The sequence below is a fragment of the Kitasatospora sp. NPDC056076 genome, assembly GCF_042266305.1.
Taxonomy (GTDB): Bacteria; Actinomycetota; Actinomycetes; order Streptomycetales; family Streptomycetaceae; genus Kitasatospora.
This window is the reverse complement of record NZ_JBHJWG010000018.1, coordinates 33,447-56,639: the sequence shown is the minus strand read 5'-3', so window position 1 is coordinate 56,639 and position 23,193 is coordinate 33,447. Positions and strand designations below refer to the sequence as shown.

Sequence of the window (23,193 nt, the reverse complement as noted above, 5' to 3'; positions counted from 1 at the left end):
GTGGCACGGGCGGGGCGTCACCGGCAGGCCGGGGCGCCGGGTGTGACGGCGTACCGGGCACGACGGGGGTGCCCGACGCGAAAGGCGCGGAGCGCCGGTACCGGACCGGTACCGCACACCGCATGGCACGGCCCACCGTCGGGTACGGCCAGACACGGCACGACCGCCGACGGGAGCGTCCCCGTCGGCCGGGCACCACCAGCACGCGATCGAGCATGCTCGCGGCCCACCGGCCTGACGGCCACCGGACCGCCGAGGGGAGGAGAGTCCGGTGACCGCCATGAGGCCACTGCAGGCCATGCCGGCCGAGAGCGTGGTCGGCGCGCCCAGACCGGTCGGCCGTCCCGACCAGGTCCCGCCGGCCGGGCCCACGGGCGCACCCGCCGGCCCCGGCCGACCGACGGCCCCGCCGCGCCCCCAGCCCCCGGCCGTCCACCACGCGCTGCTCTGCGTCAACGCCCCCGCGATGGCGGCCTCCGGCCCGGACGGCCAGCTGCGCGGCCACGGTCTGCACGGCTTCTACCGCAACGGCGTCCGGGTGCTGGCCCGGATGGAGCTGCGGCTGGGCGGGATGGAGCCGCTGCCGCTCCAGGGCACCCTGACCAGCACCGCCCAGGCCCGCTTCCTCGGCGCCGTCCGCCTCCCCGGCGACCCCGACCCGGACCCGGCGCTCACCGTCGAGCGGCTGCGCCACGCGGACGGAGTGGAGACCGTCACGGTGCGCAACACCGGCGCCCGGCCCGCGCGGCTGCCGCTGGAGATCGCCCTCGGCACCGACCTGGGCCCGGTCGCCGAGATCGCCGCCGGGCACCGCCCGCCCGACCTGCCCGGCCAGGTGCAGTCGGCCGGGCTGCGCTGGTCCGGCCCGGTGCACAGTGCCGTGGTCGGCGCCAAGCCCTCGCCGCACGCCGTCCTCGCCGGGGCCGGGGTGCTCCGCTGGGACTTGGAGGTCCAGCCCGGCGCCCGCTGGTCGGTCGAGCTACGGGTCGAACTGGAGAGTGTCCCCGGCGGCCCGCGCCCGCCCGGCGGGCGCGGCACCGGCGTCCCGCTGCCCTGGGCCGAACCGGAGGTGCGCTGCGACGACCCGCGCGCCACGCTGCTGGTCGACCGCTCCCTGGACGCCCTCGGCGGGCTGCTGTTCGCCGACCCGGACCGCCCGACCGACCTCTACCCGGCCTCCGGCGCGCCCTGGCGCTTCGGACTCGCCCCGGCCGACGCGCTCTGGGCCGCCCGGCTGGCCCTCCCGCTCGGCACCCGGCTCGCGGCCGGCACCCTGCGCGCCCTGGCCCGCCGTCAGCAGCTCGCCCCCGCCCCCGGCCGCACCGAGGGCCTGCTCCCCGGCGCCCTGCGGCACGGCGGCCCCGAGCTGCCGCCCACCTGCACGGCCACCGAGGCCACCCTGCTGTTCGTCACCGTGCTGGCCGAGGCCTGGCGCTGGGGGCTGCCCCGGGCGGAGGTCGCCGAGCTGCTCCCGTCCGCCGAGCGGGCCCTGGCCGCCCTGCGCGAGGGCCTGGTCGACGGCTTCGTCACCGACCTCGGCCGCCCGGCGGAGGACCGCGCCGCCCAGCCGGTCGCCGCCCGTGCCGAGGTGCAGGCGCAGGCCCACCGCGCCGCCCTGCACGGCGCCGAACTCCTGGAGGCCTTCGGCAGGCCGGGCGCCGGGGAATGGCGGGCCTGGGCCGCCGGGCTGCGCGGACGCTTCCGTGAGCGGTTCTGGATCGACGACCTCTCCGGCGGCCGACCCGCCGCCGGGCTGGCCCCGGGCGGCCAGCCGCTGCCCGCCGTCGCCTCCTCCCTGGTGCACCTGCTCGACACCGGGCTCGCCGCCGACGGCGGCCGGCACGAGAGCCTGCTGGACCGCGAGCACACCCGGCTGCTCGCCCAGCGGCTGGTCGCGCCCGAGCTGGACAGCGGCTGGGGCCTGCGCACCCTCAGCGCCAAGTCACCCCGCTTCAACCCACTGGGCCACCGCGGCGGCGCGGTGCGGATCCACGAGACCGGGCTGGCGATCGCCGGGCTCGCCGAGGCCGGCCACGAGAACGAGGCCGGCGCCCTGCTGGAGGGCCTGCTCGCCGCCTCCGCCCACTTCGAGGGGCGGCTGCCGGAGATGTACGCGGGCGAGCAGCGCACCCCCGGCTGCCCACCGGTGCCGCACCCGGCCGCCTGCCGCCCGGCGGCGGTCTCCGCGGCCGGAGCCATTCACGCGGTGTTCGCACTCGCCGGAGTCCGGCCGGACGTCCCCGGCGGCCGGGTCCTGGTCCGCCCGGCCAGCACCGCCCCGCTCGGCGAACTCGAACTGACCGGCCTGCGGGTGGCGGGGGAGCCCTTCTCGGTGCGGGTGAGTCGGATCGGAGTGGCGATGGTGGAGGAGGCCCCCGCGCACCTGCAACTGGTCGCCCGCTGACACCGGCTCCCGAGCCGGGACCGCCCGTGCGCGAACCGTCTCGGACGGCCGGCGGGCGGCTGCTGTGCGCTCCGCGTACGGGCCTGTGCTTATCGTCAGAGAGACGACTATGATCGTCGCCATGTCGCGCTACGATCCGTCGGCCTTCCCCCCGTTCGCTGTCACGGTTGACCTGGTGGTTCTGACGGTGCGCGACCACTCGCTCTGCGCCCTGCTGGTCAGACGGGGTGAGCCGCCCTACCAGGGGTACTGGGCGCTGCCCGGCGGCTTCGTCCGACCGGACGAGGGCCTGGCCGAGGCAGCCTCCCGCGAGCTGGCCGAGGAGACCGGTCTGCGCGCCCACTCCGCCCCCGGCCACGAAGCGGTCGGCCCCGGCGCGGCCGGTGCCCACCTGGAGCAGCTCGCCACCTACGGCCACCCGCAGCGCGACCCCCGGATGCGCGTGGTCAGCGTCGCCTACCTGGTGCTCGCCCCCGACCTGCCGACCCCCCGGGCCGGCGGTGACGCCAGCGGCGCCCGCTGGGCGCCGGTCGGCGAACTCCTCGGAGGGAGCCCGGCCGACGGAGTCCCGCTGGCCTTCGACCACGGCCTGATCCTCGCCGACGGTGTGGAGCGCGCCCGCTCCAAGATCGAGTACTCCTCCCTGGCCACCGCCTTCTGCCCGACCGAGTTCACCGTGGGTGAGCTGCGCCGCGTCTACGAGGCCGTCTGGGGCGTCGCCCTCGACCCGCGCAACTTCCACCGCAAGGTCACCGGCACCCCCGGCTTCCTCCTCCCCTCCGGGGGCACCACCACCCGTCAGGGCGGTCGCCCGGCGCAGCTCTTCACCGCCGGCGGCGCGACCGTCCTCAACCCGCCGATGCTCCGCCCCGACTCCTGAGCCCCCACCGAACGGCCCCGGCCCGGGGGCCGGACCGGCGGCACCGGGGCACAGTGGCGATGGACGCTTCGGTCACCGGACCGAAGGCCTGCGGACCCTGGGAGCCCTGCGATGGCCGTCACCGACGACTGCGCCCGGCAGCGAGGCATCATCGAGACCTTCGTCGCGGACTTCGAGAACCTCACCGAGGTCACCGAACGGACTGAGAAGGAGCTGGCCGCGCTGAAGGCCGCGCACGGTGACCCGCAGGCGATCGCCTCCGTGGAGGAGCGGCTGAGCGCGGAGAAGGAGCAGTTGGCCGAGACCGCCGTCCAGGGCCGGGCCGCCGTCGACGAGTACCGGGGCGAGTGCGTCGGCCAGCCGCTCCCGCCCGGTGCCAAGGTCTTCGTGTCGCCGTAGGGCGCGCCCCGCGGACCCTTGTCCGACCCACGGCCCACACGACTGTCCCCCAGCCGCCTCCTCCGGTGAATCGCAGGATCGGATTGTCCCCTGATCGGGTGAGGTGGGCAGGCGGTGGGCCCGTCGCGGTTCGGTAATGCCCGGAATCGGCGCTGCTGACCCCTAATGTGCTGGCGTCGAGCAGGTCGGCCGAGGGCATGGGAGCAGCCAGCGATGATCCAGATCACCGGACTGACCAAGGTCCATCGCAAGGGCGCCCCGCCCGCGGTGCTCGATCTGACCTTCGACGCCCGGCCCGGGATGGTGACCGCACTGCTCGGCGACGAGGGGGCGGGCAAGTCCACGGCGCTGCGGCTGATGCTCGAACTCGAACGCGGCCAGGGCATCACGCTCTTCGAGGGCCGCACCTACCGCCGGATCCGCCGCCCCGAGCGCGAGATCGGCGTGCTGCTGCCGGCCTTGGGGGAAGGTGCCGCGGCGGTGTCCGGGAATCCGGGCCGCAAGGCGCGCGGCCACCTGCGGATGCTGGCCGCGGCGGTCGGGGTCCCGATCCGGCGGGCCGACGAACTGCTGGAGCAGACCCGGCTGGCCTCCGTCGCCGGACAGCGGTTGCGCACCTTCTCCCCGGGGATGCACCGCCGGCTCTCGCTGGCCGCCGCGCTGCTCGGCGATCCCGGCACGTTGCTGCTGGACGCCCCGACCGAGGGCCTGTCCCCGCGCAACGTCGAGTGGTTCCACTCCTTCCTGCGCTCCTTCGCCGTCGCGGGCGGAACCGTGCTGGTGACCACCCGCACCCCGCAGGAGGCGGCCCAGCTGGCGGACCGGGTGGTGACCCTGGACCGTGGCCGGATGCTGGCCGACCAGCCGGTGGCGGAGTTCTGCCGGACCAGGCTGAGCCCCGAAGTGGCCGTCCGGGGGCCGCAGATGGCACGGCTCGCGGACCTGCTGGTCAGTCAGGGCGCCGAGGTCCGCCGGGACGGCGGGGCGGGGATCGCGGTGGCGGGCATCGACCGCACCGAGATCGGTGAACTCGCCTACCGCCACGGGATCCTGCTGCACGAGCTGGCCGACCGGGTGGTCGAGCAGCCGGTGCCCCGCACCGCCCTGCCGGTGGCCTCCGGCCGCTCGGGCCGCCTCCCCCTCCAGTCGGAGGCCGAGGCCGCCGTCGAGGCCGCCGCTGGTCCCGTCCCCGATCCCGCCCCCGAGCTCGCCGCCCCCGAGCTCGCCGCCCCCGAGCCCGGGCTCCCTGCAGCCGCCGTCCCGGAGCCCGCCTCGGAGGGCCGTTCCCGCGAGGACGCGCTCCGGAGCACCCGGGCGCTCCCGGTCGCCGCCGTGACGGCCGCCCTGCCGGTTCTAGCCGCCCCCGCGCGGAAGCCGGCCCCCGCGCCCGCGCCCACCGTCGCCGTGGAGCGGCTCTTCCGCGACCGTCCCGCCCCGGCACCCGGGCCCCTCCCCGTCGAGCCCCTCCCCACCGCCCCGGTCCGCACCGTGGCCGAGGCCGCCACCGCGACCGCCACCGCGACCGAGGCGGTGCCCCCGGCCGAGCCCGTGACCGTGCGCACGCCCGAGCCGCGGCCCGCCGTCGGGAGCGGGGCCGACCTGCTCACCGACGACACCGTCCGCCTCGGCCGGATCATCCCCGGCAACGGCCCCGCTGTCGCCCCCGCCACCCCCGACGACCACCGGAGCGAGTGAACCGTGCGTGTCCTGGCCTACGAGCTGCGCCGCCTGCGCGGCCTGCGTTCCACCTGGCTGCTGCTCGCCGCCGTCCTGCTCTGCGACGCGGTCGTGGCCGCCGTCCTGGCGAGCCAGGCCCCGCCCGGCCCACTGGCCGGTCCGGCCGGGGTGCGCCTGCTGACCGCCGCCGTCCCGCTGATCCCGCTGCCCTTCGCGGCGCTCGGCGCCGGCGTGCTGGGCGCGCTCTCGTACGGCCACGAGGTGCGCCACCCGGGGCTGGCGGCCTCGCAGGTGGCGTACGGGCGCCGGGTGCGGCTGCTGCTGGCCAAGCTGCTGGTGGTCGGTCCGGTGGCGGCGCTGCTGGCGCTGGCCACCCTGCTGGTCGACCTGGTGGCCGTGCACCTCGCGCTGCCGGACGGCGTGACGGTGGCGGCCCGGACGGATCCGGGCGCGCTGTCCGGCGGGGCGTCCGCGGCACTGGGCGCGGTCGGGCTGGACCGGCCGGCCGACCTGCCGGGCCTGTTCGCCCCGCTGGCGCCGGCGACCGGTCACGGGGTGCCGGGCGCGCTGCTGGCCTTCGTCCTGCTGACCGTGGTGGCCGCCTGGACCGGTGTGCTGACCGCCTCGCTGACCCGCAGCGCCGCCGCCGGGGTGCTGCTGCTGTGCGCGCTGCCGCCGCTGCTGGAGTCCGGCGTCGCCCTGCTGCTGCGGCGCACCGGCCGTCCGTGGCCGACCCGGGCGGCGGAACTGCTGCCCTTCCAGTCCGGCGTCGAGTGGGCCTACGGCTGGGTGTACGGCGGAACGCGCGAGGCGGCGGCCGGGGGCGCGGCGTTGACGGACCCGGCGCTGCTCGCGGCGGTCGCGGCCCCCGCGGGGGCCCTGCTGCTGGCCGCCCTGCTCGTCCAGGCCCGCCGCCGGGCGCTGTGACCCACGGGTGACCCACCCCGTGGACCTCGGGCCCGCGCCGCGGACCCGCCGCCGCGGTACCGGTGCTGCGGACCGGTACCGCCCGTCCCGGGGCGGTGCGCCGTCCCGAAGCACCAAGATCGACCAGCAGTGACCGCAATGCGCGGTTCTTCCTGATAAGAAGTCAATTATCCAGTCACGGTCGATCACCCTTTCGTGTGCTTTTCACGAGAATTCTCAAGCTGCGCCTGCCGATCGCCGACAAAGGAGGCGTGAGTACCCTTGCGCACCCCACCATGACCCCCGCCCGTTCCGCCGACGGGCCGATCCACGGCCCCGGCGACCTGGACCGCTTCTCGTACGCCGACCGGCCGATGCCGCCGGCGCCCCGTTGGGAGGGCGCCGAGTCCGACATCGGCCGGGTCGGCCGCAAGACCACCAGCAGCCGCGGTCGCGGTCTGCACGGCCAGCTGGTCCAGCAGCTCGGCCAGATGATCGTCTCCGGCGACCTCGGCGCCGACCGTCCGCTCGTGCCGGAGGAGATCGGCCAGCGGTTCGAGGTGTCCCGGACCGTCGTCCGCGAGTCGCTGCGCGTGCTGGAGGCCAAGGGCCTGGTCAGTGCCCGCCCGAACGTCGGCACCCGGGTCCGCCCGGTCGGCGACTGGAACCTGCTGGACCCGGACATCATCGAGTGGCGGGCCTTCGGGCCGCAGCGGGACGAGCAGCGCCGGGAGCTGTTCGAGCTCCGCTGGGCGATCGAGCCGCTGGCCGCCCGGCTCGCGGCCGGCCACGGCCGGGAGGACGTCCAGCAGCGGCTGGTCGAGCTGGTCGAGATCATGGGCCACGCCGCTGCCCAGGCCGACCTGTCCACCTACACCCGGGCCGACGCCGAGCTGCACGTGCTGATCCTGCAGATGGCCGGCAACCGGATGCTGGAGCACCTGTCCGGGATCGTCTCCTGCGCGCTGCAGGTCTCGGGCGGTCCGACCATCTCCTGCGAGCGGCCCTCCGAGTCCTCGGTCAACCTGCACGCCCGGCTGGTGGATGCGCTGGGCACCGGCGACGGCACCGCGGGCGAGGCCGCGATGCGCGCGCTGCTCACCGTCCACCCCGAGCTGGAGCCCTCCGTCCCCGCCCCCCGGGAGCACTGAGCGGGCTGTTCTCCGCGAGCGGGCCCGCCGGGTGCGGGCCGCTCCGCCAGGGCCCTCCGGCCGCCGCACCGCGCGGCGCAGCCGGAGGGCCTTTGCGTGGGGTCGGCGTCCCGCCCGGGTCCAGCCCGTGCCCGCCCACGTCCCGCCCGAGTTCTGCCCGCGTCCGGCCCCCGCGCCCCGCCAATGTTCCGCGCATGACAATAGACTTCACCGCGAGTGCGCGATGATGGATGGCGGCCCGGGGTCGAGGGCACCGAACGGTGTGACCCGCGACACCAAGGCCATGCGTAACACTTGACGAGTAGCAGCGATGTCTCCTGAGCGGGAGCAGCTCCGGAATACTCCAACATGTCAGAATGCTGTGTTGGTCCGCGGCGCTGCTGCCGTCCTGCAAACCCAGTCCTCAAGCCCGAGTCGGTCGGAATCGACACCGCGCGTCCGACGCGCGATTTCCTTCCCCGCCCGCTCGGGCGGCCGGTACGGGTTCGAGTCCACTCATCGTCCGAGAGGTTGTTCGTGTCGGCCAGCACATCCCGTTCGCTTCCCCCCGAGATCGCCGAGTCCGCGGCTCTGCTGGCGCTCATCGAGCGGGGCAAGGCCCAGGGGCAGATCGCCGGTGACGACGTGCGCCAGGCGTTCGAGGCGGACCAGATCCCGGTCACCAAGTGGAAGAACGTCATGCGCAGCCTCAATCAGGTGCTGATTGAGGAGGGCGTGGACCTCATGGTCAGCGCGGCCGAGCCGGCCGGCGCCAAGCGCAAGAGCGTTGCCGCCAAGAGCCCCACCAAGCGCACCGCCACCAAGGCTGTCACCACCCGGACCCCGGCCGCTCCGTCGGCCCCGACCAAGCCGCCCGTGCGGATCGCCCCCGGCGCTCCCGTCGCGGCTCCGGCCGTCGCCGCCGCCGCGGCGCCCGCCCCCACCGTGTCCGCCGACATCACCGTCGTGGAGACGACCACGGTCGTCACCGAGGCGAAGGCCGTCGCGGCGAAGAAGGCCGCACCGGCCAAGAAGGCCGCGGCCAAGAAGACTGCCGCCCCGGCCAAGAAGACCGCCGCCAAGAAGACCGCCGGCGCCAAGGCCGGCAAGGGCGACGAGGAGCTCATCGGCGAGGAGGAGCTGCTCGAGGACGTCGCGCTGCCCGGCGACAAGGCGGGCGAGGAGGCGGAGCCCGAGGAGGAGTCGCAGGGCTTCGTGCTCTCCGACGACGACGAGGACGACGCGCCGGCCCAGCAGGTCGCCGTCGCCGGTGCCACCGCCGACCCGGTCAAGGACTACCTCAAGCAGATCGGCAAGGTCCCGCTGCTCAATGCCGAGCAGGAGGTCGAGCTCGCCAAGCGCATCGAGGCCGGCCTGTTCGCCGAGGACAAGCTCTCGGCCGCCGACAAGCTCGCCCCGAAGCTCAAGCGCGAGCTGGAGATCATCGCCGAGGACGGCCGCCGGGCCAAGAACCACCTGCTGGAGGCCAACCTCCGCCTGGTGGTCTCGCTGGCCAAGCGCTACACCGGTCGCGGCATGCTGTTCCTGGACCTGATCCAGGAGGGCAACCTCGGTCTGATCCGTGCGGTCGAGAAGTTCGACTACACCAAGGGCTACAAGTTCTCGACCTACGCCACCTGGTGGATCCGCCAGGCGATCACCCGCGCCATGGCCGACCAGGCCCGCACCATCCGCATCCCGGTGCACATGGTCGAGGTCATCAACAAGCTGGCCCGCGTCCAGCGCCAGATGCTCCAGGACCTGGGCCGCGAGCCCACCCCGGAGGAGCTGGCCAAGGAACTCGACATGACCCCCGAGAAGGTCATCGAGGTCCAGAAGTACGGCCGTGAGCCGATCTCGCTGCACACCCCGCTCGGCGAGGACGGCGACAGCGAGTTCGGTGACCTGATCGAGGACTCCGAGGCGGTCGTCCCGGCCGACGCGGTCTCCTTCACCCTGCTCCAGGAGCAGCTGCACTCGGTGCTGGACACCCTGTCCGAGCGCGAGGCCGGCGTGGTCTCGATGCGCTTCGGCCTGACCGACGGCCAGCCGAAGACGCTCGACGAGATCGGCAAGGTGTACGGGGTCACCCGTGAGCGCATCCGCCAGATCGAGTCGAAGACCATGTCGAAGCTGCGCCACCCGTCCCGCTCCCAGGTGCTGCGCGACTACCTGGACTGATCGGCGGCCCGACCGGTCGGCAGGCCCGACCGGCGGCAGTACGTGACGAAGGCCCGGAACCCCACGGTTCCGGGCCTTCGGGCCGTTCGGGGGCGGTGCGTCAGCGTCCGGGTGGCGCTTGTCGCTCGTCCGGGTGGCGGCACACCCGGAAGTGGTCGCCCAGTGTAGTCGGTCACCTACGCTGTGCCGGTTGCCTGCTGCCGAGCCTTGTGGAGTGACGGTGCTGACCGACCCGGACCCAGTCGACCTGCCGACCCCCGTCCCGCGCCGGAGCGACCGCGCCGTCGTCCCGGCCGTCGCCCGGACCGGCCGCCGCCTGCGGCGACGGGGCGCGCTGCTGGCGCTGCTCGCCGCCGTTCCGGTGCCGCTGGCGGCGCTCGGTGCGGCCGGCCCGGCGCAGGCGCAGCGCCGGGTCGTCGGGGGTGCCACCGTGAGCACCGCCGACCACCCGTGGATCGTGGCGCTGGCCAGCCGCCAGCAGTTCGGCAGCGGGCGCTCCGGCCAGTTCTGCGGGGGCGCGCTGGTCACCCCGACCAAGGTGGTGACGGCCGCGCACTGCTTCTACGACGAGGCCAAGGGCCGGGTGGACCGCCCGGGGCTCAAGGTGGTCGTCGGCCGGGACGACATGCGCGGCTCGGCCGGCCACGAGGTGGCCGTCCAGCGGATCTGGGTCCACCCCGACTACAACTTCGCCGCGAACATGAACGACGTCGCGGTGCTCACCCTGGACGAGTCGCAGGGCTCCCGGCCGGTGGTCGAGCTGGTCGGCCAGGGCGAGAGCGGACCGTACGCGGCCGGGACGGCGGCGCAGGTCTACGGCTGGGGCGACACCAGCGGGCGGGGCGACTACTCGCCGGTGCTGCGCCGGGTGGACGTGCCGATCGTCGCGGACCAGACCTGCGCCCACGCCTACCCGGGCGGGCAGGACGGCAAGTTCGACGCCCGCGGCATGGTCTGCGCGGGCGAGGAGAAGGGCGGCAAGGACGCCTGCCAGGGCGACAGCGGCGGCCCGCTGATCGTGGCCGGCCGGCTGGTCGGGCTGGTCTCCTGGGGGACGGGCTGCGCCGAGGCGGCCCACCCCGGGGTCTACACCAGGGTGTCCTCGGTCACGGACGCGGTGCGCTCCGCGCTCTGACCATCGCCGAGGGTGATGGGGCGATGACGTCCTGACGCCGTTTCGGCTCCGGCCCGGGGCCCCGCGGTCCGGGTGGCGGTGAACGCGGGGGAGCGGTCGGGAGAACAGCGGAGCCGGGTGGTCGGCCCCCGAAGGGGTCGACCACCCGGCTCCCCGGTCGCGCGCGGTGCGCGGCCGGACACAGCTCGACGCTGGCTGCTGGTGGAGGCGCCTGGGATCAGCGCTCTTCTTCGGCGGCCGTCGCGGTGGTGCTGGTGGTGAGACGGCCGCTCTCGTCCTGTATCTCCACGGCGATCTTCTTGAGCTCCGGCTCGAACTTCCGGCCGTGGTGGGCGCAGAAGAGCAGCTCTCCGCCGCTGGCGAGTACGACGCGCAGGTAGGCCTGGGCGCCGCAGCGGTCGCAGCGGTCCGCCGCGGTGAGCGGGCTCGCAGGTGTCAGAACAGTAGTCACGTCGCCTCTTCTCTAGCTCGACGAGCTGTCGTACCAGGGTCAACATCCAACCAGGCCGAAAACGTTCCCGCTCGTGGCTTTTCTTCTCTGAGGATTCTGCTGTGTTGATGAGGAGGTGCCCCGGGCGTCGGTGGTTCATGCGTACCGAATCCCGGGATCCGCCCGTCGCTCGAACGTCCGATCGGGACCGGGGTCGAGGTCCGCGTAGCATAATCCTCTGCCGGGTTGGAGCATAAGCCCCGTCCCGGGCCCCGGTAGCCTGCATAACAGCAGTTCCGGAGCCTGCGCCGGACCCCACGATCCGCCAGGACCGGTGGTACCGGGAGGAGATGGCGCCCCCGGGGCCCAAGCCCGGGCGCGGTCCTTGTTCGCGCAGCGCGTACAAGCTGCGCGGGGCCGGCCCGCCGTGCTGTGCACCCGTCGCAGGGGTGCGAGCACACAGAGCGACGACTGTCGGTGCGGCGTGCTGCACTGGCGGTTGGTCCGGATGCGTCCGGATGTGACCGATGAGACAGAACTTCACCGAGGAGAGTGCCGCGTGAGTGCCGAAACGACCGTGCCGTCCGCGCTGCTGGCCGGCGACGACGGTTCCAACTACACCGCGCGGCACCTGCTCGTCCTGGAAGGCCTGGAGGCCGTCCGCAAGCGCCCCGGCATGTACATCGGCTCCACGGACAGCCGCGGCCTGATGCACTGCCTCTGGGAGATCATCGACAACTCGGTGGACGAGGCGCTGGGCGGCTACTGCGACCGGATCGAGGTGCTGCTGCACCCGGACTCCTCGGTGGAGGTCCGGGACAACGGCCGCGGCATCCCGGTGGACGTCGAGCCCAAGACCGGGCTGTCCGGCGTCGAGGTCGTGATGACCAAGCTGCACGCCGGCGGCAAGTTCGGCGGCGGCTCCTACGCGGCCTCCGGCGGTCTGCACGGCGTCGGCGCCTCGGTCGTGAACGCGCTCTCCGCGCGGCTGGACGTCGAGGTCGACCGCAGCGGCCACACCCACACGATCAGCTTCCGCCGCGGCACCCCCGGCATCTTCACCGAGGCCAGCCCGGACGCGCCCTTCGAGCCCGCCAACGGCACCACCAGGACCCGCAAGGTGCCCAAGACCCGCACCGGCACCCGGATCCGCTACTGGGCCGACCGGCAGATCTTCCTCAAGGACGCCAAGCTCTCCCTGGAGCACCTGCACAACCGCGCCCGGCAGACGGCCTTCCTCGTCCCCGGCCTGACCATCGTCGTGCGTGACGAGCGGCTCACCGAGAGCGAGCAGGTCGAGGAGTCGGTCTTCCACTACGACGGCGGCATCGCCGAGTTCTGCGAGTTCCTGGCCCCCGACAAGCCGGTCAGCGACGTGGTGCGGCTGCAGGGCGAGGGCACCTTCAAGGAGACCGTGCCGGTCCTGGACGACCTCGGCCACATGACCCCGACCGAGGTGACCCGCCACCTCGGCGTGGACATCGCGCTGCGCTGGGGCACCGGGTACGACACCACCCTGCGCTCCTTCGTCAACATCATCGCCACCCCCAAGGGCGGCACCCACGTCACCGGCTTCGAGCGCTCGCTGGCCAAGACCGTCAACGAGGCGCTGCGCGGCGCCAAGCTGCTGCGCGTCGCCGAGGACGACATCACCAAGGACGACGCCACCGAGGGCCTCACCGCCGTGGTCACCGTCCGGCTCGCCGAGCCGCAGTTCGAGGGCCAGACCAAGGAGGTGCTCGGCACCTCGGCGGCCAACCGGATCGTCGCGGCCGTCGTCGCCAAGGAGCTCAAGGCCTTCCTCACCTCGGCCAAGAAGGACCAGAAGCAGCAGGCCCGGGCCGTGCTGGAGAAGGTCGTCGCGGCCGCCCGCACCCGGGTCGCCGCCCGGCAGCACAAGGAGGCCCAGCGCCGCAAGACCGCGCTGGAGACCAGCTCGCTGCCCGCCAAGCTGGCCGACTGCCGCAGCGACGACGTCGACCGCAGCGAACTGTTCATCGTCGAGGGCGACTCCGCGCTCGGCACCGCCAAGCTCGCCCGCAACTCCGAGTTCCAGGCGCTGCTACCGATCCGCGGCAAGATCCTCAACGTGCAGAAGGCGTCGGTGAGCGACATGCTCAAGAACGCCGAGTGCGCCGCGATCATCCAGGTGATAGGGGCCGGCTCGGGCCGCACCTTCGACATCGACCAGGCCCGCTACGGCCGCGTGATCTTCATGGCCGACGCCGACGTCGACGGCTCGCACATCCGCACCCTGCTGCTGACCCTCTTCCACCGCTACATGCGGCCGATGGTCGAGCAGGGCCGGGTCTTCGCCGCCGTCCCGCCGCTGCACCGGATCGAGCTCACCAGCCCCAAGCGCGGCCAGGAGAAGTACCACTACACCTACTCCGACGCCGAGCTGCGCTCCACCCTGCTGGAGTTCCAGCGCAAGGGGCAGCGCTGGAAGGAGCCGGTGCAGCGGTACAAGGGCCTGGGCGAGATGGACGCCGACCAGCTGGCCGAGACCACCGTGGACCCGCGCCACCGCACCCTGCGCCGGATCAACCTGGGCGACCTGGAGCAGGCCGAGAAGATCTTCGACCTGCTGATGGGCAACGACGTCGCCCCGCGCAAGGAGTTCATCGTGGACTCGGCGGCCACCCTGGACCGCTCCCGCATCGACGCCTGACGCGGCCGGCCGACGGGGGCCCTCCACCCACGGGTGGAGGGCCCCCGCGCCGTCGGTTCCACCCGGGGTCCACCCCGGCTCCGATCAGCGGGGAGCGCCGGATCCGTAGCGTCGGAGAGGTCAGCAACACGCCTCTCCCGGGACGGAGAATCCGATGGGATCCCTCGCCAACCTCCTCGTGATCGCCGCGGTGGTGGTTCTGGTCGTCGGACGCCAGATGCGCGTCCAGCGACTGGACACCGAACGCCGCTTCTGGCTGCTCCCGCTGATCCTGGGCGTGCTCGCGCTGCGCGACCCCCAGATCATCGACCACCAGCACACCGCGCTGTCGGGCGCCCTGCTCGCCGCCGGGCTGGTCACCACCCTCGCGATGGGGACGGTGTGGGGCTGGACCGTCCGGGTCTGGCGGGCCGCCGACGGCAACGTCATGGTCAAGGGCACCAAGGCCACCCTGGCCGCCTGGGGCGGCATGGTCGTCGTCCGGATCGGCCTGTACGCGGCCGGCTCGGCCCTGGGCGTCCACCAGGCGGGCAGCTCGCTGATGCTCGGCATGGCGGTCCTGCTGCTGGTCCGCTCGCTCGTGGTCAACTGGAGGGCCCGGACGCTGGAGCCCGCGCGGGCGACCGCCCTGCTGCACTGAACCGTCGCCGTGAGCACCGAGGAGGCCCCCTTGCCCGGGTGGTACTGGACCCGCTGGCAGTCCCGGGAGGGACTGGAGCGCGAGGCCGAGAGCCGACCGCGGCGGGTCCTCACCGTGTTCGGCCGGACCGTCCTGCTGGTCGTCGTCGGCTGGGCGACCTTCTCCGGCGGCAGGTACGCCGGCTGGGCGGCGGCGGCCGCGGCGGCCGGGCTGGTCGCGGCCGTCGCCCTCAGCGTGCTGTACCTGAGGGTCAGCCGGGAACAGCGCCCCGTCCCCTCGTACCTGCTGGCCGCGGTGCTGATCGGCGCCGGCTGGCTCGCCAACCAGGGACAGGCCTACACGCTGGCCGACTTCCTCTGGATCGGGCTGGCCGTCACGGCCCTGATCCGGCTGCCGCCCGCGCCGGCCCTGCTCACCGCGGCGGCCGCGCTGGCCTCGTACACGGCGGCCTCCCCGGCGAGTTGGCTCAGCGTGGCCGCCACCGTCGGAGGGTCGCTGCTGGTCGGCTTCCTGCTGCGACTGGACATCGAGGCCCGCGGCACCGCCCGTCGGCTGCTGGTCCAGGAGCGCGCCGTCCGGGCCGCCGAGGCGGAGAGCGCGGCGCTCGCCGAACGGGCCCGGATCGCCCGGGAGATCCACGACGTGCTGGCCCACAGCCTCTCCGCGCAGCTGGTCCACCTGGAGGCGGCCCGGCTGATGCTGGACGCCGGGACGGACCGCGCGCAGGTCCGCGAACGGGTCGTGGCCGCGCGGCGGATGGCCCAGGACGGGCTGGTCGAGACGCGGCAGGCGCTGTCCGCGCTGCGCGGGGAGTTCACCCCGGTCGGGGAGTTCCTGGTGGAACTGACCGAGCGCGAGCGGGCTCCGCTCACGGTGACCGGTACGCCCCGGCCGCTGGCCGCCGAGGCCGGGCTCGCGGTGCGGCGCACGGCGCAGGAGGCGGTGACCAACGTCCGCAAGCACGCGCCGGGCGCCCGCTGCTCGGTCGAACTGCGCTACCTGGACGACGCGGTGGAGCTGGAGGTGCGCAACACCCGGGCGCCGCGCGGCCAGTCGACGGGCGAGCCGTCCTCCGGCGACCTGGCCGGGAGCGGCAGCGGGTACGGTCTGCTGGGGATGCGCGAACGCGCGGAACTGCTCGGCGGCACCCTGCTGGCGGGCCCGGAGGACGGAGGGTGGCGGGTGTTGCTGCGGGTGCCGGCATGAACGGCGGGGTCATCAGGGTGCTGGTGGCGGACGACCAGACGGTGGTGCGCGAGGGCATCGTGATGCTGCTGGGCCTGCTGCCCGGCATCGAGGTGGTCGGCGCGGCGGCGGACGGGGAGGAGGCCGTCACCCTGGTGGAGCGGTACCACCCGGACGTGGTGCTGATGGACCTGCGGATGCCGCGGGTGGACGGCGTCGAGGCGACCCGGCGGATCCGGGCCGCCCACCCGGGGACCGAGGTCGTGGTGCTCACCACCTACGCCGACGACGAGTCGCTGTTCCCGGCGTTGCAGGCCGGGGCGCGCGGCTACCTCACCAAGGACGCCGGCGGTGAGGAGATCGCCAAGGCCATCGCGGACGTCCGCTCGGGCGCGGCCGGACTCTCCCCGCAGGTCCAACTCCGCTTGCTGGAGCGGCTTTCGGAGGGGCCGGCGAAGAGCGGGCCGACCCTACCGGCCGCGCCGACCGCACCGACCGCACCGACCGCGCCGGCCGCACCGGGCGTGCCGCCGGGCGGGAGGGGCGGTCAGCTGCCGGACGGGTTGACGCTGCGGGAGGCCGAGGTGCTCGCGCTGATCGCCGAGGGGCTCTCCAACGCGGAGATCGCCCAGCGGCTGTTCGTCAGCCAGGCGACGGTCAAGACGCACATCAACAACCTGTTCGCCAAGACGGCGGTGCGGGACCGGGCGCAGGCGGTCGCGTACGCCTTCCGGCACGGAATCACCGGTACGCAGCAGTAGTCGGATGAGTGTCCGTCAGATGATCGATCACCTCATTGAGTGAACGTATCTGCGATGGTCAGGGACGGTGTCCGGGGGCCTCCATGATGGTTGGGGTCAGAACGCCCGGCCCGCGCCCAGGAGCAGCAGTGCCACAGCAGCAGACCAGCAGTCCCGGACAGGGGCAGCGATTCGACTGGTGGGCCGCTCCGGCGGCCGCCGCCACTGCGTCCGAGCCGACTGCCACCCCCCGCCGAACGGCCGTACCGGGCCAGCCGGTTGCCACCCGTCCGGCCGCCGCCCGGTCGGCCGCCGCTCCCGAGCCGGTGGCCGCGCCGCCCGCCCCGGCCGTCGCCGCGCGGCCGGTCGCGCCACCCGCCGTACCGCCACGGGTACCGGCCGCCGCCCCGCCGCTCGCCCCGCCCGCCGTACCGCCCGTGGTGCCGCAGGCACCGGCAGCGGCGGTGAGCACCACCGACAGCACCGAGGTCTACCGGAACGTCCAGGCCAGCGCGGCCTTCCAGGACATCCGCCGCAGCTACCGCTCGTTCGTCTTCCCGACCAGCGGCGCCTTCCTCGGCTGGTACCTGATGTACGTCGCCGCCGAGGCCGCCGCGCCCGGCGTGATGCGCAGCCCGGTGGTCGGCCCGCTCAACGTGGCCTGGGTACTGGGCCTGCTCCAGTTCGCCTCCACCTTCCTGCTCACCTGGCTCTACGCCCGCAACGCCCGGACCAAGCGCGACCGCGCCGCCCTGGGCCTGCGCTGGGACACCCAGGACCAGCTGCGGTGACCGCCGCCACCGGCGTGCTGACCACCGCCACCCCGCCCCCCGTCGCCCCGGCCGGCCAGCACCACGGCCTGGCGATCGTGCTGTTCGCCGTGATCGTCCTGGTCACCCTGGGGATCACCCTCTGGGTCGGCCGCCAGGGCAGCGCCGCCGAGGACTTCTACACCGGCGGGCGCGACTTCACCCCGCTGCAGAACGGCTTCGCGCTCTCCGGCGACTACCTGTCCGCCGCCTCCTTCCTGGGCGTCGCCGGACTGATCGCCCTGTACGGCTACGACGGCGTGCTGTACAGCATCGGCTTCCTGGTCGCCTGGCTGGTCGTGCTGATGCTGGTCGCCGAACTCGTCCGCAACGCGGGCCGGTACACCCTCGCCGACGTGCTCGCGCTGCGGCTGCGCCGCCGCAAGGTGCGGGCGGCGGCCGGCGGCGCCAGCGTCGTGGTCACCCTGCTCTACCTGGTCGCCCAGATGGTCGGCGCCGGCTCGCTGGTCGCCCTGCTGCTCGGCACCAACAGCGCCCAGGCCCGGACCTGGACGATCATCGCGGTCGGCGCACTGATGATCGTCTACGTCACCATCGGCGGGATGCGGGCCACCACCTGGATCCAGATCGTCAAGGCGTTCCTGCTGATCGCCGGTTCGGTGCTGCTCACCGTGCTGCTGGTGGCCCGCTTCCACGGCGACCTGTTCGAGCTGATGCGCCAGGCCGCCCGGCACAGCGGCGCCGGTCAGCGCTACCTCGAACCCGGGCTCAAGTACGGCGCCACCTTCACCAGCCGGTTGGACTTCTTCAGCCTCGGCCTGGCCCTGGTGCTCGGCACCGCCGGCCTGCCGCACATCCTGTCCCGCTTCTACACGGTGCCCACCGCGCGGGCCGCCCGCCGCTCCACGATGTGGGCGATCGGCCTGGTCGGCGGCTTCTACCTGATGGCCATCGCGCTCGGCCTGGGCGCCACCGCACTCGTCGGCTCCGCCGAGGTGCGGCACGCCAACGCGGCCGGGAACACCGCCGTCCCGCTGCTCGCCCTGGTGCTCGGCGGCGGCAACGGCAGCACCGGCGGGGTGGTGCTGTTCGCGCTGATCTCGGCGATCGCCTTCGCCACCATCCTCGCCGTGGTCGCCGGGCTGACCCTGGCCTCCTCCGCCGCCTTCGCCCACGACATCTGGGCCGGCGCCTGGCGGAGCCGGCCGGGCCGGCGCGGCGCGGAGCGCACCGAGGAGAAGCCGAGCGAGCAGCAGGAGGTGGTGGTGGCCCGGTTCGCGGCCGGCGGGATCGGCGCGGTGGCGATCGTGATCAGCCTCTACGCCCAGCAGCTGAACGTCGCCTTCCTGGTCGGCCTGGCCTTCGCGGTGGCCGCCTCCTCGAACCTGCCGGTGCTGCTGTACAGCCTGTTCTGGTCGCGGTTCACCGCCCGGGGCGCGGTCTGGTCGGTGTACGGCGGGCTCGTCCCGGCGATCGTGCTGGTGTTCTTCTCGCCGGTGGTCTCCGGCTCGAAGGTGGCGCTGTTCCCCGGCGTCGACTTCCACTGGTTCCCGCTGGAGAACCCCGGGATCGTCTCCATCCCGCTCGGCTTCCTGGCGGGCTGGATCGGGACGCTCACCTCTCCCGAACCGGCCGACGCGGACCGCTTCGCCGAGCTGGAGGTGCGGGCCCTCACCGGAGCGGGTGCGGCGTAGCCGCCGTGACCCGGGCCGGTCGGGCCGCTGGGCCGGGTCGGGCGTCCGGGGCCGGTCACGCCCGGGCGGCCAGCCCGTAGCGGTGCTCGGGGCGGCCGGTGTCGCCGTAGCGCAGGGTCAGCCGCAGTCGGCTGTCCCGTTCCAGCTGCTTGAGGTAGCGCTGGGCGGTCGAGCGGCTCAGCCCGGTGGCGTCGGCGACCTCCTGGGCGGACAGCGGCCGGCCCGCCCGGCGCAGCACGCCCAGCACCAGGTCGGTGGTGGGCGCCGAGTGACCCTTGGGCAGTGTCCCGGCGGGCGCGGCGGCGCTGCGCAGGGTGGCGAACAGCCGGTCCACCTCGTCCTGGCCGGCCTCCCGGGCCGGGGCGGCCAGGGCGTGCCGCAGCTGGGCGTAGGAGACCAGCTTGTCCCGCAGCCCGGCGAAGGTGAACGGCTTGACCAGGTACTGCAGGGCGCCGTGCTGCATCGCGGCGTGCACGGTGGAGACGTCCCGGGCGGCGGTCACCATCATCACGTCGCAGGTCACCTGGCGTTCCCGCAGCCGGCGGACCAGCGCCAGGCCGGCCTCGTCCGGCAGGTGGTGGTCGAGCAGCAGGAGGTCCACCGGGCGGCGCTCCAGCGCGGCCAGCGCCTCTCCGGCCGAGTGGGCGGTGCCGGTGACCCGGAAGCCCGGCACCTTGGCCACGTAGGCGGCGTGCACATCCGCGACCCGGAAGTCGTCGTCCACCACGAGTACGTCGATCATCACGCCTCCACGAGCTGAGTGGTGAGCAGGGCCTCGGGCAGTTCGACGGTGAACCGGGCGCCGCCGAGCGGGCCGGTGTCGAGCACGATCCGGCCGCCGGTCCGTTCGACCAGCCGCCGCACCATCGCCAGGCCCAGCCCGCGCGGACGGTGCGCGGGCGCGTCCTTGCTGGTCCACCCCTCCTCGAAGACCTGCTCGCGCAGCTCCTCCGGCACGCCCGGGCCGCTGTCCGCGACCTGCAGCAGCAGGGTGGAGCCGGCCGCCGCCAGGGTCACCTCCAGCCGCCCGCCCGGGCCCGTCCGCCCGCTGCCGCCGGGCACCAGGGCGTCCACCGCGTTGTCGATCAGGTTGCCGAGCACCGTCACCAGTGCCCGGGCGTCCACCACCGCGTCCGGCAGGTGCGCCGCCGGGGCGAGCACCAACCGCACCCCGCGCTCGTCGGCCACCGCCGTCTTGCCCGCCAGCAGCGCCGCCACGTGCGGGTCCTGCACCTGTTCGGCGATCCGCGCGGCGACCACGGCGTGCGAGCCGGACTGCTCCGAGATGAAGGCCACCGCCTGCTCGTGGCGGCCGAGTTCGAGCAGGCCGAGCAGGGTGTGCATCCGGTTGGCGTGCTCGTGGTCCTGGGCGCGCAGCGCCTCGGTGAGGCTGCGGGTGGTGTCCAGCTCGCGGACCAGCGACTCCAGCTCGGTGCGGTCGCGCAGCGTCACCACGGCGCCCTCGGCGGTGGCCGTCCGGTTCACCACCAGCACCCGGTCGTCCCGGACGGCCGGCAGGTCGGTGCCGGTGATCCGCCCGGTCAGCACGTCGGCCAGCCGGCCCGGCGGCAGCACCGCGGCGATCGGGCGGCCGGTGCACTCCCCGGGCAGGTCGAGCAGCCGCAGGGCCTCGTCGTTGGCCAGCCGGATCCTGCCCCGTTCGTCCAGCGCGACCAGGCCCTCGCGGATGCCGTGCAGCATCGCCTCGCGCTCGACCAGCAGGGCGGAGATGTCGGCCAGCGCGATGTTGTGGGTGCGGCGCTTGAGCCGACGGGCCAGCACCAGGGTGGCGACGGTGCCGGCGGTCAGGCCGGCGGCGGCGCACAGCAGGATGCCGGTGAGCATCTTCAGCAGCCGGCGGCGGATCGAGTCGTCGCTGATGCCGACCGACACCTCGCCGACGATCCGGCCGTCCGTCGTCCGCAGCGGCACCTTGCCGCGGGCGGTGCGGCCCAGGGTGCCCTGCTGGATCGCGGTGACGCTGCGGCCGGCCAGTGCCGGCTCGGGATCGGTGCTGACCCGCTGGCCGATCCGGCCCGGGTCGGTGTGCGAGAGGCGGATGCCGTCCAGGTCGGTGACCACGACGAAGCTGGCGCCGGTGGCGAGCCGGATCTGCTCGGCGTTGCGCTGCGCGGTGACGACGTCGCGGGCGTCGGCGGCCCGGGCGAGGGTCTCGTCGGTGGCGGTGGCCTGGGCGATGGACAGCGCCCGCTGCATGGCGTCGTGGTCCAGTTCGCTGCTGACCGGGGCCAGGAACAGCCCGGCGGTCAGGGCGGTGACGCCGACGGTGACGACGGTCTGGCTCAGCAGGAGCTGGGCGAAGACCCGGCGGGGCCAGTGGGGGAGCTTCATCCGGGCCTCCTCTCGGCGGCTGGGTGTGGCGGGGACCCACCAGGTGGGGGCCTGCTGGGCGGGGTCCTGCGGGGCGGGGTCCCGAGGGGCGGGGTCCTGAGGGGTGGGGGCCGACAGGGGTGGGGTCGGGACACCCTATGTTTCCGACGTGTTTCTGTCAGCCCGCGTCCCCGCAGTTGTAGCGGAAGCAAAAGGAGCAGAACACCCCTCAACGCGGAGAAGTCGCACTACGCGCAGATGGCTCCCGCCGGGGCCGGGCCCGCTCCTACCTTTCCGGGGCAAGCACTGATCCGGGAGGAATGAATGACCGATACCCCGGCGATCGAGCTGACCGGCGCGACGAAACGCTTCCGCACCCCCTCCGGTGCGCTGCACACCGCCGTCCGCGATCTCGATCTGACCGTCGCCCAGGGCGAGTTCGTCGCCGTCGTCGGCCCCACCGGCTGCGGCAAGTCCACCACGCTGACCCTGGTCAGCGGCCTGGAGGAGCCCACCGAGGGCGAGGTCCGGGTGTACGGCGAGCCCGTGCGCGGGATCGACCCCAAGGTCGGGTTCGTCTTCCAGCAGGACGCCGTCTTCCCCTGGCGCACCGTGCTGTCCAACGTGATGGCCGGGCCGCGCTTCCGCGGCGTGCCCGCCGCCGAGGCGAAGGAGCGGGCCCGGGACTGGCTGGGCCGGGTGGGCCTGGCCGCCTTCGAGGACCGCTACCCGCACCAGCTGTCCGGCGGCATGCGCAAGCGCGTCGCACTCGCCCAGACCTTCGTCAACGACCCGACCATCCTGCTGATGGACGAGCCGTTCTCGGCGCTGGACGTGCAGACCCGCGCCCTGATGTCCGACCAGCTGCTGGAGCTGTGGGCCGGCACCGGCTCGTCGGTCGTCTTCGTCACCCACGACCTGGACGAGGCCATCGCGCTCGCCGACCGGGTCGTCGTGATGACGGCCGGACCGGCCACCGTCAAGGAGGTCTTCACCGTCGACCTGCCACGACCGCGCACCGTGGAAGCCGTCCGGCTGGAACCGAGGTTCGTCGAGCTGTACCGCGAGATCTGGGCCTCGCTCGGCGAAGAGGTGCGCATCACCCGGGAGAGAGGAGCGGGTCGTGCCGCTTGAGACCGCGTCCGAGACCGCGTCGACCGCCGCCGGGAAGCCCCCGGCCGCCACGACCAGAACCGAGGCCCGCGAACGGGCCGCCCGCAACCGGAAGTTGACCGTCTACGCGGCCCGGCTCGGGGTGCTGGTCGCCTTCCTCGGCCTGTGGGAGGTGTGCGCCCGCACCGAGGTCATCGACCCGTTCAACTTCTCCCAGCCGTCCAGGATCTGGGACCAGATCTGGCAGTGGACCACCCACGGCACCGCCCAGGGCTCGCTCGGCGAGCAGATCGGCTACACCCTGTACGAGGCCCTCACCGGCTGGGTGATCGGCGTGGTCGGCGGTGTGCTGCTGGGCATCGCGCTCGGCCGGGTCCGCTTCCTGGCCGACGTGTTCGGGCCGTACATCAAGGTCCTCAACGCCATCCCGCGGATCGTGCTCGCCCCGATCTTCCTGATCTGGTTCGGCCTCGGCCCGGCCTCCAAGGTCGCCTCCGCGGTGGTCCTGGTGTTCTTCCCGGTGTTCTTCAACGCCTTCCAGGGCGCCCGCGAGGTCGACCGCAACCTGGTCGCCAACGCCCGCATCCTGGGCGCCGACAACCGCAAGGTCACCCTCCAGGTGGTCATCCCCGCCGCCACCACCTGGATCTTCACCAGCCTCCACGTCAGCTTCGGCTTCGCGCTGATCGGCGCGATCGTCGGCGAGTACATCGGCGCCACCAAGGGCCTCGGCCTGCTGGTCGCCGCCGCCCAGGGCACCTTCAACGCGGCCGGGGTGTACGCCGCCATGACCATCCTCGCCGTCGTCGCGCTGCTCACCGAGGGGCTGCTGACCTTCGCCGAGAAGAGACTCTTCCGCTGGAAGCCCGCCGACGCGGGCGACGGCCGCTGAACTCCCCCCACCCGT

Annotated in this window: 19 protein-coding genes; 16 read left to right on the top strand and 3 right to left on the bottom strand. The window is 74.0% G+C overall.

Annotated features, from left to right (window positions below; genetic code table 11):
• Window positions 1-280 precede the first annotated feature (280 nt).
• The 8 genes from ACFC1T_RS17325 to ACFC1T_RS17290 all read left to right on the top strand — a co-directional run bounded on the left by ACFC1T_RS17325 (window position 281) and on the right by ACFC1T_RS17290 (window position 10,712).
• Entirely contained in the window at window positions 281-2,404 is a 2,124-nt protein-coding gene (locus tag ACFC1T_RS17325; protein ID WP_375889456.1) for a glycogen debranching N-terminal domain-containing protein, read from the top strand.
• 121 nt (window positions 2,405-2,525) lie between these two features.
• Complete coding sequence (locus ACFC1T_RS17320) at window positions 2,526-3,284, top strand: NUDIX domain-containing protein (protein ID WP_375889312.1); 759 nt, start codon at window positions 2,526-2,528, stop codon at window positions 3,282-3,284.
• A gap of 111 nt (window positions 3,285-3,395) precedes the next feature.
• Entirely contained in the window at window positions 3,396-3,683 is a 288-nt protein-coding gene (locus tag ACFC1T_RS17315) for a hypothetical protein (RefSeq protein ID WP_375889310.1), read from the top strand.
• A 213-nt stretch (window positions 3,684-3,896) separates the two neighbouring features.
• A complete protein-coding gene (locus tag ACFC1T_RS17310; RefSeq protein WP_375889308.1) occupies window positions 3,897-5,378 on the top strand; it encodes an ATP-binding cassette domain-containing protein in 1,482 nt (493 codons plus the stop codon).
• 3 nt (window positions 5,379-5,381) lie between these two features.
• Window positions 5,382-6,287 carry a hypothetical protein gene (locus ACFC1T_RS17305; protein WP_375889305.1) on the top strand — a complete coding sequence of 302 codons (906 nt, stop codon included), beginning with the start codon at window positions 5,382-5,384 and terminating at the stop codon, window positions 6,285-6,287.
• A 197-nt stretch (window positions 6,288-6,484) separates the two neighbouring features.
• The gene (locus tag ACFC1T_RS17300) at window positions 6,485-7,417 is read left to right on the top strand and encodes a FadR/GntR family transcriptional regulator (RefSeq protein WP_375889304.1); all 933 of its coding nucleotides are present in this window, start codon (window positions 6,485-6,487) and stop codon (window positions 7,415-7,417) included.
• 516 nt (window positions 7,418-7,933) lie between these two features.
• The gene (locus ACFC1T_RS17295; protein WP_375889302.1) at window positions 7,934-9,577 is read left to right on the top strand and encodes an RNA polymerase sigma factor; all 1,644 of its coding nucleotides are present in this window, start codon (window positions 7,934-7,936) and stop codon (window positions 9,575-9,577) included.
• A gap of 214 nt (window positions 9,578-9,791) precedes the next feature.
• Entirely contained in the window at window positions 9,792-10,712 is a 921-nt protein-coding gene (locus tag ACFC1T_RS17290; protein WP_375889299.1) for a trypsin-like serine protease, read from the top strand.
• Window positions 10,713-10,929: 217 nt separating this feature from the next.
• On the opposite strand, the gene ACFC1T_RS17285 is transcribed toward ACFC1T_RS17290, so the two are convergent.
• The gene (locus ACFC1T_RS17285; protein WP_375889296.1) at window positions 10,930-11,163 is read right to left on the bottom strand and encodes a hypothetical protein; all 234 of its coding nucleotides are present in this window, start codon (window positions 11,161-11,163) and stop codon (window positions 10,930-10,932) included.
• Window positions 11,164-11,701: 538 nt separating this feature from the next.
• Between ACFC1T_RS17285 and ACFC1T_RS17280 the strand changes: the two genes are divergently transcribed.
• From ACFC1T_RS17280 to ACFC1T_RS17255, 6 genes are all read left to right on the top strand, one after another.
• Complete coding sequence (locus tag ACFC1T_RS17280; RefSeq protein ID WP_375889293.1) at window positions 11,702-13,813, top strand: type IIA DNA topoisomerase subunit B; 2,112 nt, start codon at window positions 11,702-11,704, stop codon at window positions 13,811-13,813.
• A 154-nt stretch (window positions 13,814-13,967) separates the two neighbouring features.
• The gene (locus tag ACFC1T_RS17275) at window positions 13,968-14,453 is read left to right on the top strand and encodes a DUF1453 domain-containing protein (protein WP_375889290.1); all 486 of its coding nucleotides are present in this window, start codon (window positions 13,968-13,970) and stop codon (window positions 14,451-14,453) included.
• Between the two features lie 30 nt (window positions 14,454-14,483).
• Complete coding sequence (locus ACFC1T_RS17270) at window positions 14,484-15,659, top strand: sensor histidine kinase (protein WP_375889287.1); 1,176 nt, start codon at window positions 14,484-14,486, stop codon at window positions 15,657-15,659.
• Entirely contained in the window at window positions 15,656-16,399 is a 744-nt protein-coding gene (locus tag ACFC1T_RS17265) for a response regulator (protein WP_375889284.1), read from the top strand. Before ACFC1T_RS17270 ends, ACFC1T_RS17265 begins: the two co-directional genes overlap by 4 nt.
• A gap of 128 nt (window positions 16,400-16,527) precedes the next feature.
• Window positions 16,528-17,169 (top strand): DUF485 domain-containing protein, encoded by a 642-nt coding sequence (locus tag ACFC1T_RS17260; protein WP_375889282.1) that lies wholly within the window; start codon window positions 16,528-16,530, stop codon window positions 17,167-17,169.
• Window positions 17,166-18,842 carry a cation acetate symporter gene (locus ACFC1T_RS17255; protein ID WP_375889279.1) on the top strand — a complete coding sequence of 559 codons (1,677 nt, stop codon included), beginning with the start codon at window positions 17,166-17,168 and terminating at the stop codon, window positions 18,840-18,842. The genes ACFC1T_RS17260 and ACFC1T_RS17255 overlap by 4 nt, the downstream gene beginning before the upstream one ends.
• A gap of 55 nt (window positions 18,843-18,897) precedes the next feature.
• On the opposite strand, the gene ACFC1T_RS17250 is transcribed toward ACFC1T_RS17255, so the two are convergent.
• Window positions 18,898-19,584 carry a response regulator gene (locus ACFC1T_RS17250; protein ID WP_375889278.1) on the bottom strand — a complete coding sequence of 229 codons (687 nt, stop codon included), beginning with the start codon at window positions 19,582-19,584 and terminating at the stop codon, window positions 18,898-18,900.
• Window positions 19,584-21,194, bottom strand: a complete 1,611-nt coding sequence (locus ACFC1T_RS17245; protein ID WP_375889276.1) for an ATP-binding protein — start codon at window positions 21,192-21,194, stop codon at window positions 19,584-19,586. Before ACFC1T_RS17245 ends, ACFC1T_RS17250 begins: the two co-directional genes overlap by 1 nt.
• Window positions 21,195-21,497: 303 nt before the next feature.
• Here ACFC1T_RS17245 and ACFC1T_RS17240 point away from each other — a divergent pair, with 303 nt between their 5' ends.
• Together ACFC1T_RS17240 and ACFC1T_RS17235 are read left to right on the top strand one after the other, a co-directional pair.
• The gene (locus ACFC1T_RS17240) at window positions 21,498-22,307 is read left to right on the top strand and encodes an ABC transporter ATP-binding protein (protein ID WP_375889273.1); all 810 of its coding nucleotides are present in this window, start codon (window positions 21,498-21,500) and stop codon (window positions 22,305-22,307) included.
• Window positions 22,297-23,178 carry an ABC transporter permease gene (locus tag ACFC1T_RS17235; protein ID WP_375889270.1) on the top strand — a complete coding sequence of 294 codons (882 nt, stop codon included), beginning with the start codon at window positions 22,297-22,299 and terminating at the stop codon, window positions 23,176-23,178. The genes ACFC1T_RS17240 and ACFC1T_RS17235 overlap by 11 nt, the downstream gene beginning before the upstream one ends.
• The last annotated feature ends 15 nt before the right edge of the window (window positions 23,179-23,193 follow it).